At 35.1% G+C, this 12554-nt stretch carries 16 protein-coding genes; 7 read left to right on the top strand and 9 right to left on the bottom strand.

Features of this window, described 5'->3' with window-relative positions:
• Positions 1–118: 118 nt before the first annotated feature.
• Positions 119–532, top strand: coding sequence for a YjdF family protein (locus COO03_RS15845; RefSeq protein ID WP_097898079.1), 414 nt, complete (start codon positions 119–121; stop codon positions 530–532).
• A gap of 443 nt (positions 533–975) precedes the next feature.
• Here COO03_RS15845 and COO03_RS15840 read toward each other — a convergent pair whose 3' ends face one another.
• From COO03_RS15840 to COO03_RS15825, 3 genes are all read right to left on the bottom strand, one after another.
• On the bottom strand, positions 976–1347 hold the full coding sequence (locus tag COO03_RS15840; protein WP_141523336.1) for a hypothetical protein: 372 nt from the start codon (positions 1345–1347) through the stop codon (positions 976–978).
• A gap of 595 nt (positions 1348–1942) precedes the next feature.
• A complete protein-coding gene (locus COO03_RS15830; protein ID WP_097898077.1) occupies positions 1943–2485 on the bottom strand; it encodes a phosphatase PAP2 family protein in 543 nt (180 codons plus the stop codon).
• A gap of 144 nt (positions 2486–2629) precedes the next feature.
• Entirely contained in the window at positions 2630–3142 is a 513-nt protein-coding gene (locus COO03_RS15825; protein ID WP_097898076.1) for a gamma carbonic anhydrase, read from the bottom strand.
• A gap of 74 nt (positions 3143–3216) precedes the next feature.
• Between COO03_RS15825 and COO03_RS15820 the strand changes: the two genes are divergently transcribed.
• The 4 genes from COO03_RS15820 (at position 3217) to COO03_RS15800 (ending at position 7288) form a co-directional block, all read left to right on the top strand.
• Positions 3217–4020: an alpha/beta hydrolase gene (locus tag COO03_RS15820; RefSeq protein ID WP_141523337.1), complete on the top strand. Its 804-nt coding sequence runs from the start codon at positions 3217–3219 to the stop codon at positions 4018–4020.
• A 59-nt stretch (positions 4021–4079) separates the two neighbouring features.
• A complete protein-coding gene (locus tag COO03_RS15815) occupies positions 4080–5141 on the top strand; it encodes a tetraprenyl-beta-curcumene synthase family protein (RefSeq protein ID WP_141523338.1) in 1062 nt (353 codons plus the stop codon).
• Between the two features lie 590 nt (positions 5142–5731).
• A complete protein-coding gene (locus tag COO03_RS15805) occupies positions 5732–6643 on the top strand; it encodes a helix-turn-helix transcriptional regulator (RefSeq protein WP_097898073.1) in 912 nt (303 codons plus the stop codon).
• 258 nt (positions 6644–6901) lie between these two features.
• Positions 6902–7288 carry a GyrI-like domain-containing protein gene (locus COO03_RS15800; RefSeq protein WP_097898072.1) on the top strand — a complete coding sequence of 129 codons (387 nt, stop codon included), beginning with the start codon at positions 6902–6904 and terminating at the stop codon, positions 7286–7288.
• Positions 7289–7380: 92 nt separating this feature from the next.
• On the opposite strand, the gene COO03_RS15795 is transcribed toward COO03_RS15800, so the two are convergent.
• Positions 7381–7674, bottom strand: a complete 294-nt coding sequence (locus COO03_RS15795) for a hypothetical protein (RefSeq protein ID WP_141523226.1) — start codon at positions 7672–7674, stop codon at positions 7381–7383.
• A complete protein-coding gene (locus COO03_RS15790; protein WP_097898070.1) occupies positions 7671–7895 on the bottom strand; it encodes a helix-turn-helix transcriptional regulator in 225 nt (74 codons plus the stop codon). The genes COO03_RS15795 and COO03_RS15790 overlap by 4 nt, the downstream gene beginning before the upstream one ends.
• A gap of 136 nt (positions 7896–8031) precedes the next feature.
• Here COO03_RS15790 and COO03_RS15785 point away from each other — a divergent pair, with 136 nt between their 5' ends.
• Positions 8032–8241: a hypothetical protein gene (locus tag COO03_RS15785; RefSeq protein WP_097898069.1), complete on the top strand. Its 210-nt coding sequence runs from the start codon at positions 8032–8034 to the stop codon at positions 8239–8241.
• A gap of 24 nt (positions 8242–8265) precedes the next feature.
• Positions 8266–8580, top strand: coding sequence for a hypothetical protein (locus tag COO03_RS15780; protein ID WP_097898068.1), 315 nt, complete (start codon positions 8266–8268; stop codon positions 8578–8580).
• 36 nt (positions 8581–8616) lie between these two features.
• On the opposite strand, the gene COO03_RS15775 is transcribed toward COO03_RS15780, so the two are convergent.
• The 4 genes from COO03_RS15775 to COO03_RS15755 form a co-directional block, all read right to left on the bottom strand.
• Positions 8617–9450 carry a COG4705 family protein gene (locus COO03_RS15775; protein WP_097898067.1) on the bottom strand — a complete coding sequence of 278 codons (834 nt, stop codon included), beginning with the start codon at positions 9448–9450 and terminating at the stop codon, positions 8617–8619.
• Between the two features lie 696 nt (positions 9451–10146).
• Entirely contained in the window at positions 10147–10845 is a 699-nt protein-coding gene (locus COO03_RS15765; RefSeq protein WP_097898066.1) for an aspartate/glutamate racemase family protein, read from the bottom strand.
• Between the two features lie 75 nt (positions 10846–10920).
• Entirely contained in the window at positions 10921–11610 is a 690-nt protein-coding gene (locus COO03_RS15760; protein WP_097898065.1) for an ABC transporter permease, read from the bottom strand.
• A complete protein-coding gene (locus COO03_RS15755; RefSeq protein WP_097898064.1) occupies positions 11579–12469 on the bottom strand; it encodes an ABC transporter ATP-binding protein in 891 nt (296 codons plus the stop codon). Before COO03_RS15755 ends, COO03_RS15760 begins: the two co-directional genes overlap by 32 nt.
• Between the last annotated feature and the right edge of the window lie 85 nt (positions 12470–12554).

The raw sequence follows: 12554 nt of genomic DNA, 5'->3' as shown, positions 1-12554 counted from the left end.
TTTAGAGTGAAAAAATACAGTTCGGTTGGTAGTCCGGACGCAATAATTTAATAATTATTGTCAATAACCTTCCCCCCTGGGATGTCCATCACTCATGTAATAAAAAGGGGGATTTTCAATGAAACTTACGATCTATTTTGATGGACAATTTTGGATTGGAATAGTTGAAATGATGGAAAATAATAAGTTGAAGGTATGTAAACGTACTTTTGGATCAGAACCAAAAGATAGTGAAATACTGGATTTTATTTTTCATGATATGATTCTGTTATTAAATCGTACATCAGGTGTTAAAAACTCTATTGATAAAAGAAAAAATAAGACTATCAATCCTAAAAGATTGATAAGACTAGCAGCCAAAGAAATGAAAAATCATGGAGTTTCTAACAAATCTTATGAAGCATTGAGAATAGAATTAGAACAAAAAAAGAAAATGAAGAAATGTATTACACGTCAAATGAAAGAAGAATTAAAAGAACAAAAGAGACAAATGAAAATTCAAAAACGGAAAGCAAAACATCGAGGGAAATAAAAGAACATCCGCTAATTTAGCGGATGTTCTTTTATCCTCGAAAACGGCGATAATATTTTATATGTTCATGATTTAAAGGAAAACTTGAAAGAGAGCCATTTGATTTCACCTAAAAATATCCATGATTTTGCACTCACATCCCTTACATGAAAAGGGGTTTAATACATCTGAATCCTTTCTATACTGATTAGTAATGATGGATAGCCAAGTACGGAATTCTTTATGGTGGGTAAACCCCTGTCCTAAAAACTGTGATAGAGGAATTGGTGCACATGACTTTGTATTTATAACTCCAGCTAAATAAGGATAAAAAAAAGCCCTAGAGGGGGACTCTAGAGCTACTAACAGGGAAATAAAAAAGACAAATGGTAGAGAATGACTTCCTTAGATGTTACAAGTTTAACACGTAAATTATAAAAACGTTATATAAGTATTTTACGAAATTATGAACATATGACAGGATTTGTTCTTGTCATCATGGCTGAGAACTGAATCTGTCTGTAATACCAACTACCTAACCAGTTCTCGACTGTGATGATGCACATAGCATCGATTTGAAAAATGGAAGCGAAGAATGATTTCCAATTTTGATATAACTTCTTCATAACTGCTTGATTCACTTGTGATGGTAGATTTATATAGTCTTGTTGCTTCATTGTTTTAAACAAACAATCTAGGAAGTTATAGGATAGGAAGGATCTCTCTTTTGTCGGTAGCGTAAACAGATTACACTTGATTTCTTTCCGTTCTTCTGCCGGCTTTTCTTTCTGCTTTTGCACACGTTTTTGATACGTACGAAGTTGATTTTCATTCATGATTTCAATATATGCTTGTAATGTATGGAGAACTTCTTGTTGAAGGGGATATAGAGTTTTCTTGCCCATTTTCTGATAAAAAAGTATTGCTATTTTTGTAAGCGCTTACTATAATAGAGGTATAAAGATTTATAAAACTTAATATTATAATAAAAGAGGAGTCAATGTGGAAATCGCAATGGCAGTTTTAAAATTTATAGGTGGAGTAATTCCATTAGTACAAGAGCTTTTAAAAGCATTTATGTAAGTTTATTATTCAGCAATTATGTATAAAAATTATCATACAAATGATCTGTATTTCAAAGACGAATTATTGATGTACAGATCATTTGTGTGAGTAAATTTAAAAAAGAGTCCCAAAAGGAATAAGGGATTCTTTTTTATTTAACGTATTTCCGAAAGAAGTCCCCATCTTCAAGCGCGTGACGTGCAAGAGCCCAGCGGTAAGATGGGGATGAATTTTGGTTAGGCATAGCCTAACTGATTTGTAAGAATTGCCAATGTTCCTGATAATACTCTAAAAGACATTGAGCATGATTGAAGGGCATTAAGGTGGAGGCGGCATTTCCCATTTGCTTCCGCATTTTTTCATTATTTACATGAAAAGTGGCATGAATTGATAAAAAGAGATGATGCCAGAACATGTGCCAAGGCACATACCTACAAATACATCTGATGGATAATGAAGCCCGAGATAAATGCGAGAAATTCCAACACATAGCGCTACTGGAAGTAAAATGACCATTAAGTTTGGATGATAGCAAATAAGTGGAACGAAAACAGAAAAAACAGCTGTTGTGTGACCAGATGGGAAAGAATGATCTGTTAACGGATGCAATGGGTATTTTGCATCTTGGATGGTTAAATACGGTCGTTTCCGCGGATACCACCTTTTTAATAGTTGTACAGGAATATGACTAATCGCTAGTGACAAGCTGGCAGCAATAGCTGCATGATGGAGGAGCTCTTTTGAAAAGATAAGAAGGCACAACGCTAGTGAGATAGAAAAGGTTGCACCACCAATATGTGTAATGGTACGGAAAAAGATATTTAATGTTTTTTGATCAAAGTAACGGTTAATTCCTTGAAAAATGTAACATTCTATTTTATATAAGGAGCTGACGGATTTAGCTTTCATGTAATCTCTCCCCCTCATTTACATATATATTGAGATATTATTTTCTATTGTAATAACATTTTATTGAGGGAATAATAAGATTTTGTAAAGAAAACGTTATGGTTTTAATGAAAAAAGCTGCCAATATAACGGCAGCGAGTGGAATTATTTTTGCAAGGATTTATAGTATTGACCTTTTTCAACATACTGTCTGCGAATACGCTCCATATCTTTTCGGTCTTCGTCTGTTAATTCGCGAATCACTTTCGCGGGACGACCGAATGCTAATGTATTAGGTGGAATTTTCTTACCTTGTGAAACGAGACTACCGGCACCAATGAACGCACCTTCGCCAATTTCAGCACCATCTAAAATAATAGATCCCATCCCAATTAAAGCATCTTTTTTTACCGTGCAGCTATGTAAAATAACTTGATGCCCAACTGTAACATCATCTTCTAGAAGAAGAGGGTACTGTGGACTTTGGTGAAGTGTACATTGATCTTGTACATTTACTCTGTTTCCAATGATTGTTGGAGACACATCGCCACGAATGACAGTATTAAACCAAATGCTTGATTCTTCACCAATTGTGACATCACCTGTAATCGTAACGTAGTCAGCGATAAAAGCACTACTCGCAATTTTCGGATTTTTATCTTTATAAGGATATATCATGTAAAGCCTTCCTTTCCTAGAAACTAGTTTTAGTGTATCAAATTATGAAAAAGAGTGAAATGGAGGAGTTTCGTATGTGGAATTATGAAGCGGAAACGGCAAAAGCTGTAATCGTAATTGTACACGGTGCGATGGAATATCACGGACGTTATGAAGGGATTGCAGAAATGTGGAATCATTTCGGTTATCATGTTGTTATGGGGGATCTTCCAGCTCATGGAACAACTTCAAGAAATAGAGGACATATTGACTCATTTGATGAATACATAGAAGAAATAAAATTATGGGTGAAGGAAGCAAGAAAATATCGAGTGCCTATTTTTTTATTTGGACATAGCATGGGCGGTCTTATCGTTATTCGGATGATGGAAGAAACGAAGAGAGACGATATAGACGGCATTATATTAAGTTCGCCATGTTTAGGAGTTTTAACTGTACCTGCCGCACCGCTTCGAGCTGTTTCAAAGTTGTTAAATATTTTCATGCCAAAATTACAATTCCCAACAAATCTTACAGTCGAAATGTCAACAAGAAATAAAGAAATTCGCGATGCGATGGAAAATGATTCATTGTTCTTGCGCAAGGTGTCAGTTCGTTGGTATAGTGAATTGATAAAATCTATCCAGATTGCTCATGACAAAATTGATGAGTTTCCAGACGTTCCGCTCTTGCTAATGCAGGCTTGTGAGGATAAACTTGTAGATAAAACACGTGTCCGTAAATGGTTTGATAACTTAAAGGTTAGTGACAAGACGTATAAAGAATGGCCGAATTGTTATCATGAGTTATTAAATGAGTATGAGCAAGACGAAATTTTGAACTATATCAAAGCATTTACTGAAGTACATGTCAATAACATAATAGAAACAAATAAATAATGAAGAGAAAGTTTTCTTCTTTATTATTTGTACATTCAATAGAGGAGATGAAGGAAGAAGTGAACGTACCGAGTAATCCCATAACGCTCATGGCGAAAGTATACCGTGATGTGTTTCCGGTAGTACACCATGAGCTAGCGATGTGGAAAGAGCGTGCCTACCATATTCCGAATGATGAGCTTCATAGTCAAGCTATTGCAAGTATTGAACATAAAACGTTTCATTGTGAAGGCGGTGGTATTTTAGCGCTGCTTGCAAATGAACACCGTGAGGAATGTATTCGTTTTATTGTGGCGTATCAGACGATTAGTGACTACTTAGACAACTTATGTGATCGCAGTACATCGCTTGATCCGAATGATTTTGCTGCATTACATGAATCGATGTTAGCAGCATTAACGCCTGAAAGTGAAGGAGCGAATTACTATCGTTATCGAGATGATCAAGATGATGGTGGTTATTTAGATGAACTTGTTGCAACATGCCAAGATGTGCTAAGAAAAACAAAGCACTATAATAAGATTGCCCCAATCCTTCATGAACTTGCTTGTTATTACTGTGATTTGCAAATTCATAAGCATGTGAAATTAGAAGAGCGAGAACCACGTTTGCAAACATGGTTTGAGGCTCATAAGGAAAATGTACCGCCAATGAGTTGGTTTGAATTTTCAGCATGTGCTGGATCGACACTTGGAATCTTTTGTCTCGTGGCATATGCATTTCATGATGAATTACTTGATGAAGATATTGCGAAGATTAAACAAGGATATTTCCCTTACGTCCAAGGTCTTCATATTTTACTTGATTATTTCATCGATCAGGAAGAAGATCGCATTGGCGGGGATTTAAATTTCTGTAGTTATTATGAGAATGAGCAGGTCATATTAGAGCGAATGAAGCATTTTGTGAAAGAAGCAGAAAGAAGTATTGGAGACTTACCTCATGCAAAGTTTCATCGTTTAATTAGCCGCGGGCTACTAGGAATTTATTTGTCAGATCAAAAAGTATCAGAGAAAAAGAATATGCAACATATGGCACGGCGCATTGTGAAATATGGCGGTTTTACTTCACGGTTCTTCTATTGGAACGGGAAGATATACCGAAAGAAAATGGCGCAGTGATAAAGGAGACCGCTCTTTTTAGGAGTGGTCTTCTTTACTATATATACATCAATTAAAAAACTGACATAAAACCCCTCTTTTGGGGTGGGAGAGAGCATCTAGCCATGCATAGAAGCGGTTAGGGCCTTTTTCTGCCACATGCGAAGTAAAAACAGAAAGAGCAAACGAGTGTAGGTTACTTTTTGTTTTACATAGCAGGGATTTAGATGTCGAAAAACTAAAATGGATATATAAATATGAGTGGAAAAACCGACATAAAAACTCCTTTCTTTTACGTGGAAGAGAGCATCTAGCCATGCATAGAAGCGGTTAGGGCCTTTTTTGCCACATGCAAGGGTGAAAACAAAGGGAGAATGCGAGAGCAGGTTATGTTTTATTCTGCATAACAGCAACTTATATGTTGAAAATATAGGTTTGGTTTACTTAAGGTTGAAAAAGAAAGTATTTTGCAAAATAATGGAAGTGAATAGGAGTGAACTGGCCAACATCCGGTTCTTTTTGTATGTAATAACGATCTTGGAAGATAAAAGGCTCATTGAAAGTCGATCTGTTAATCGTTCACATATCCCCCATAGGAGGCCCGGTACACCATGAAAACAGAGAGAATGTTTTCCATACTTATCTATTTATTGAAGAAAGATATTGTTTCTGCTGAAGAATTAGCCAATACATTTGAAGTAAGTAAAAGAACGATCTATCGAGATATAGATGCTTTATCATCAATCGGTATTCCTGTTATTTCTTATTTAGGAAAGAATGGTGGTTTTACTTTAATTGATAATTATCGATTAGATAAATTTACATTTAATGAGGAGGAAAAGAAGTTTTTATTAGAAGGTTTAACATTAAAAAATGAACTATTTGATAGTGATCAATTATCAATTTTACAAAAAAAAATAGAACTGTTGAAAGAAAATAAAGAGGAGTATCATTCCAATATCACAATATCATCATCTACATTACATCGAGAAACGATAGAAGAAGAAACAAAACGAAAGATCAAAAAAATACTTTCTATAATTGATGAAGGAAATAAAATCCGTATTTCTTATGTGTCACAAACAGCGAATATATCTAATCGAATGATTCAACCTTTAAAATTAAATTTTATGAATGGTAGTTGGTATTTAGAAGCCTTTTGCGAATCTAGAAAAGCTTTGAGATTATTTAAGTTGACTAGGATTAGAGATATGGAAGTAATACATGATAATACTAGAACAGCCTATACGGGGAAAAGCGAACGCGTAATGAATAAGGCAGTTAAAGTAGAGAAGATTATATTGTTGTTTTCAAAAAGCGAACTTGGGAAATTATACGATTTTTTTATTGAGGATGAAATAATGGTACTTGAAGACGGGAGTTTAAAAGTAACCTTTCATTATGATACCGATAAAAACTTATTGCCATTTTTATTGATGTTTGGTAGGCATGTAAAAATATTAGCGCCACTATGGCTTGAAAATGCATATAGGAATGAAATTGAATTTATTTATAAAAGCTGACAGACTGTTGTCATACTATGAATGCTATACTTTCCATATTAAGTATATACATCAATTAAAAAACCGACATAAAACCCCTCTTTTCAGGTGGGAGAGAACGTCTGGCCATGCATAGAAAGAAGCGGTCAGGACCTTTTTTTGCCACATGCGAAGTAAAAACAGGAAGAGCAAACGAGTGTAGGTTACTTTGTATTCTGCATAGCGGGGATTTAGATGTCGAAAAATTAAAATGAATTTATATAGTAGGAGGAAGTATAGATGAATAAAGCAATTACTGAAAAAAATATTTATGGAAAGAAAATAAGAACAAATAATCAAAGTACAGATGCCATATTGAATTTGTGGGAAGAATTTCTTCGTTTAAATTTAAAAGGTGATATATATGCTGTTTATAATAATTATGTAAGTGATTTTACAGGGGATTATGATTTGCATATTGGCACGGAAGAGAAATGGAATGATGAAAGTAGTGTCATCATTCCAGCAGGTAACTACCATGTTGTAGAAGTAGATCATACTGATCCAAAAGGTGTGTTTAACGCTTGGGTGGATATTTGGAAAAGTGATATAAAAAGAGCATATAAAACGGATTTTGAATTTTATTCTAAAGATGGTAGTATAAAAATATTTCTGTCGGTTGAATAAATAAGCGTAATTCGTATAAGCCAATTTTTTAAACTACGAACCGGTTCCTGAAGGTACAAGGAACCGGTTGTTTTGTGCCTAAATGTTTTGGATTATACTCGTCTTTTTAATACAGTAATGGTAATAGCATTGCTAGCCATAACAATAGCAATCCACGTTGTCACATATACTTTCATAAATTCTAAATCTACATTTCCATATCTAAACAGAAGACTTTGAACAACAAAACCAACGAGAATGAAAATAAAAGCTACACTGAAAGATTTTCCGAGAATTTGTTGCCCTCGTTCGTCTTTACCTTCTGAAAAGACAAAACCTATAAAGATTCCACTTGTAATAACAAAAATGATTGTTGCGATGATGAAAATTGTATTCCCTAACATCATGATTCCTCCTCTAAGTATTGAAAAATGTCTGTAATCTCGACTTCGAATAGTTTTGCAATTTGAAAAGCAAGCATAAGTGATGGATTATATTTGTTACTCTCTAAAGAGTGGATGGTTTGTCTGCTAACTCCGAGCATTTCCGCAACATACTTTTGTGACCAACGTTGTTCAGCACGCAATAAATATAAATTGTTTTCTAACTTTCCTTTTTTACTACCCATACACACCTCCAGATGAATGAAATAAATTACTTATGTAATATATTTTTAACTTATGTAAAGAATATATTACGTATATCTGTAAGTGTCAACTAATATATGAATTTTATGGTAAATTGGACGTGAAGGAGTGATACCAATGAAACGTTTCTTCCAAAAACTATATGAACATATAGAAATTACATTACTGGTTTGCCTTTCTATCTCATTCATTACTGGAATATACATAATGATGATTAAAGTTGGTGGCCCAGCAACAATGGATTATGTAGCGCAGGTTATTATAGGAGCTATTATTATTGGTGATATTATCTTTTTGATTAACGATAAACAGAAGGAAATAAGTTAATGCAGAGGGGGGGGGAAGCTGACTGTGAGTATGGGGAATATATTTTCGATTCTTTCTATATTAGCATTGATATATGTGTCATGGGGGCGTAGAAAAGAGATAAAAGAGACGTATAAAAAATTGACCATGACACAATTACTAAGCGTTATTATTTCTTATACCGTAGCAATTTTCGTTGCCGTTCTTCTCATATACTATGGTAGGAATTGGCTTGTAAGTTATATTCCATTTGAGCCATTGAAATTTGTTGTTTCAATCATTATTATCATTACTGTTCTAGCTTGTTGTTTACAGGTATTAAATAAGGTTTTAAAGAAAATATCGAATGGTATATTGTGAGTTTTAGAATGGAAAAAGACGTGCATATGCACGTCTTTAGTCAACTGAACTCGAGACCTCGTCTCTTCTTGACTTAGTCAGATAGATGACCAAACCAAAAATTGTTACAAGGAAGAGTATACTTGTTCCTGTAGTACCTAGGCCAAGTCCACCCTCTTTATGAGGCTGTGACAGGTAGTCACCAAGAGAAGCTCCAAAAGGACGGGTCAAGATGTAGGCGATCCAGAAAGACAGCACTGGGTTCAACTTGAAACGGTAGTAAGCGATGGTTACCACCGCAATCACTGTAGCGAACATGAGCGCTGACTTCCAATAACCTAATTGGAGTCCCTCTGATATAAGGTCACCAGCTGCGGTGCCCAAGGCAAAGGTGAACAGGATGGTTAACCAGTAGAACACTTCTCGCTTAGTCGTATAGATGGAGTGAATGGATAATGTCTTCTCACTCGCGTACCATGCTGCAAAGGTCGCCAACAGCGCGAGGGTGAAGATGATGGTAGTTGTCTCGAGAGCAACCCCTAAGTTGTCCGTGAGATTGTCGGTAACCAACGTACCGACAACACTAATCAGCACTACAACAAGCCAGTATATACTTGGCACGTACTTCTTCGATCTAAACTGAAAGAACAATGTGATGAGAAGCAAAACACTCATGAAAAAAGTCGTGTTAGCCAAGCCCCATTTCATATTGAAATTCAGAAAGTCTGCCGCTGTCTCGCCTACCGTTGTTGCCATGATCTTAATAATCCAGAAGAAAATCGTTACTTCTGGAACTTTGTTCAACATCTGCCGAGCTCTTGATGGGCCGGACCCGATTTCATTTGAAATGGATGGCTTATCCTTATTATAATCCTGTCCGTTATATGTCATTTATGAATCCTCCTTATTTTCTCTTTGGAACTACACGATAAGTATTGAGATAATCAGCACTATCTTTTTTTGGTGATATTACTAACCAAATATGTTCACCTGGCTATATGCCCATTCATATATGGGGAATTGTTCACAAGAACAAGAATTTTGTTGAACTACAATTCAAACTATATCTTCTCAATATGAGAAGAACATGAAAATACAATGAAATTTATCTAATACATCGAGTCTTTCTTTACTAAAGGAGACTTAGGTGTGAGAAAATGAAAAAAGGCGAACGCATATTTCCCATGACTAATATGTGTTCGCCTTTATTTTTAGGGATTTTGTGATTTATGTATGGTAGGAATTGGCTTGTAGGTTATATTCTGTTTGGGGTATTGAAACTTGTTTTGAGAAATGTAATCCCTTGCTTCATTTGAGCAAGGGATACTGGCTTTTCATGGAGTTTTTCATCGAATGTATAGCTCATTTCGAAAGGGATGTTTTCGATTTTCATGAAATTCTCCTTCTATCTTTTTTGATTATATAAATCCATGTTAATTTTTCGGCATCTAAATTCCCTGCTATGTAGAATAAAACGTAACTTACACTCGTTTACTCTTTCTGTTTTTACTTCGCATGTAGCAGAAAAAGGCACTGACCGCTTCTATGCATGAACAGATGCTCTCTTCCATCTAAAAAGAGGGGGGGTTATGTTGGTTTTTTAATTGATGTATATATAGATAAATATCTATGGCCAACAGCCTTAGCAAGGCAGACAGATGAATCCACAAAGTAAAGGTTATGTGGATTTGCTCCTGATACAACATTCAAGTCTGTACAAGCTATAATAACGGCATCTACTGCTTCAGCTAATTCTGTGCAAAGTGTACGCCATAATTCCCTTGCTTCTATTATGTTTCCTACTTTTATTTTCGAGATAATTTGAGTGGTATCTCTTTGCCAGTTGTCTTTATGGATATAGTTCATACCACACTTTGAAATACCGTCTTGATATATGCCAGATTGAACAGTCGCATCAGTTGCTAAGAGAGCTACTTTTTTTATATGATTTGGTATTTCTTTTATCGTTTCATCTACCATATTTAAAATGGGAACAGAAACCGAATCTTGTAACTGATTAAAATAGAGGTGTGCTGTATTACATGGCATGGCGATAAAATCGACACCTGTACTTTCAAGTTTTTGTGCACCACTTATAATAGCCGTTTCCATAGCTTGATGATCAATCGGTCTATCCATATAAAAAGGTGTTGGACAAGAATAAATCATCATATGTGGAAAGTCCATATCATGTTTCGCACCGTATATGTTTTGGCATTGCTCGACTACTGTATCAACGAACGGGCCTGTTGACTTTGGCCCCATTCCTGCTAATATTCCGATCATTGTTAGTTCTCCTTATGTGAATGAATTTTGATATATAAATTTAAAATTTCTTGATTTTTATCGTATATTCCTTCTTTAGAAGCGTTTTTTTCGAACGAGAAAAAGGAATAGAGTAATTAACAAGAGCGAGTAGATAAGTGCCCATGCAGTAAGCCAAAGTACGTGAACAAGCAAATGCTGTTCATATTGTCCGAGCATTAGAAAACTATTGATGGGCGGGAAAACCCATAATAGTTCCGGCATTTCTTTTTTGAGACGAATGGAAGCAATTGTGATAAGTAGTACAAAAGAAAGACTAAGCCAAGCTGTACTTGCTTTTTTAATGATATTTCGTGTAAATAATGTTGCGATTGAAATACCGAGTATGGATAAAGAAAAGTGCGAAAGGAGACCAGTGATAAATAATGAAACCGTCATCTTTTCGTTAAACATATGAAAGACAATTGGATATATAACAGATATAAGGGATAGAATGCTGCAAATGATAAGTACCGTTACATATTTACCGAGGTATAGGGTCCATATGTTTTTTGTATGAGAAAGCGTCATTTGTTCTTGAACAGGGTCTTCCGTATGAAATAGTGTAATTGTAATCCAAGCTGAAAGTAAGTAGAGCGTAAGTGCTGTTTCTAAATATGTTGCAACAATTGGATTTGGTGTGTAGGAATAAACAAAGAGTAAACTGACGATATACATCGCGATGGGCGGAACATATTTATATGACTTTGTATAATCAAGAAAATTGTAACGAATGAGTGCAATCATAGCAATCCTTCTTTCTGTTTAGGAATTTAGGTTGTAATAGTGTAATGAATGCATTGTGATGTAATAAATATTGAAGCATGTCATTTGTATACGTCTTTTCAATTTGTAATCGAATAAGGTTTTTGCTTTCGGTGTATGTAACATGTATACAGCCAGATTGTTTCTGTAATTCTGGGATAGAAAAAATGTGCGGTACCGTTGCTTCTATATAGATATGTTCTTTCGGGATTGTATCAGATGTTAAAATATCCGCTGTAATGGTATGGTTCGCTAATGTCACGATTCGGTCAGCAAAGTTTTCTAATAGTTGCTTTTCATGGCATGTGAAGAGAATAGTAAGACCCTGTTCTTTTAATGTAAGTAGTATATGTTCCAGTTCTTTTTGGGACTGTGGATCAAGGCCAGAAAGTGGTTCATCTAAAATTAATACATCGACATCACTAAGGAGTGCCTGCATAATACCTGTTTTTTGTTTCATTCCTTTTGAAAAATTTCTTATAACGGAATGATTGGCGTGTTGTAAATGAAAAGTTTCTAGAAGCAAAGGGATTTTGTTTTGTAAATACTCTTTCGATAAACCATGAATACGGCCGAGGTGGTACAAATAATCTTCTAGTGTAAAACGAATGTCTTCTGGAAAATGTTCGGGTACATATCCGATTTTCATATTTGATGCTTTGTGGATTGTGCCTGTTGTTGGGGCAATAAATCCAGCAATCATTTTGAGTAAAGTACTTTTTCCAGTACCATTGCCACCGATAATGGCAACCGCTTGTCCTTTTGGGATAGATAAATGAATGTCCTTTAGTATCAGTTGTTTGCCATAGACCTTCTGTATTTCCTTTAGTTCTAATAACAAAATGATTGCCTCCTTCTTTATAGGTTCTCTATATCCATTATATGGTATATCTTATTGTTGGAACAATAAAAAAACGTGCAGCACG

It is taken from the genome of Bacillus sp. AFS098217 (assembly GCF_002551815.1).
Lineage (GTDB): Bacteria > Bacillota > Bacilli > Bacillales > Bacillaceae_G > Bacillus_A.
The sequence above is the reverse complement of the archived record's forward strand: the minus strand, read 5'-3'. Positions and strand labels throughout refer to the sequence as shown.

Coding starts and splice junctions, on each gene's coding strand:
- COO03_RS15790 (WP_097898070.1), bottom strand. CDS start 7,895: ATGGGTAGTAAAAAAGGAAAGTTAGAAAACAATTTATATTTATTGCGT.
- COO03_RS15785 (WP_097898069.1), top strand. CDS start 8,032: ATGAAACGTTTCTTCCAAAAACTATATGAACATATAGAAATTACATTA.
- COO03_RS15840 (WP_141523336.1), bottom strand. CDS start 1,347: ATGAATGAAAATCAACTTCGTACGTATCAAAAACGTGTGCAAAAGCAG.
- COO03_RS15795 (WP_141523226.1), bottom strand. CDS start 7,674: ATGATGTTAGGGAATACAATTTTCATCATCGCAACAATCATTTTTGTT.
- COO03_RS15800 (WP_097898072.1), top strand. CDS start 6,902: ATGAATAAAGCAATTACTGAAAAAAATATTTATGGAAAGAAAATAAGA.
- COO03_RS15765 (WP_097898066.1), bottom strand. CDS start 10,845: ATGATCGGAATATTAGCAGGAATGGGGCCAAAGTCAACAGGCCCGTTC.
- COO03_RS15820 (WP_141523337.1), top strand. CDS start 3,217: ATGTGGAATTATGAAGCGGAAACGGCAAAAGCTGTAATCGTAATTGTA.
- COO03_RS15760 (WP_097898065.1), bottom strand. CDS start 11,610: ATGATTGCACTCATTCGTTACAATTTTCTTGATTATACAAAGTCATAT.
- COO03_RS15775 (WP_097898067.1), bottom strand. CDS start 9,450: ATGACATATAACGGACAGGATTATAATAAGGATAAGCCATCCATTTCA.
- COO03_RS15825 (WP_097898076.1), bottom strand. CDS start 3,142: ATGATATATCCTTATAAAGATAAAAATCCGAAAATTGCGAGTAGTGCT.
- COO03_RS15845 (WP_097898079.1), top strand. CDS start 119: ATGAAACTTACGATCTATTTTGATGGACAATTTTGGATTGGAATAGTT.
- COO03_RS15805 (WP_097898073.1), top strand. CDS start 5,732: ATGAAAACAGAGAGAATGTTTTCCATACTTATCTATTTATTGAAGAAA.
- COO03_RS15830 (WP_097898077.1), bottom strand. CDS start 2,485: ATGAAAGCTAAATCCGTCAGCTCCTTATATAAAATAGAATGTTACATT.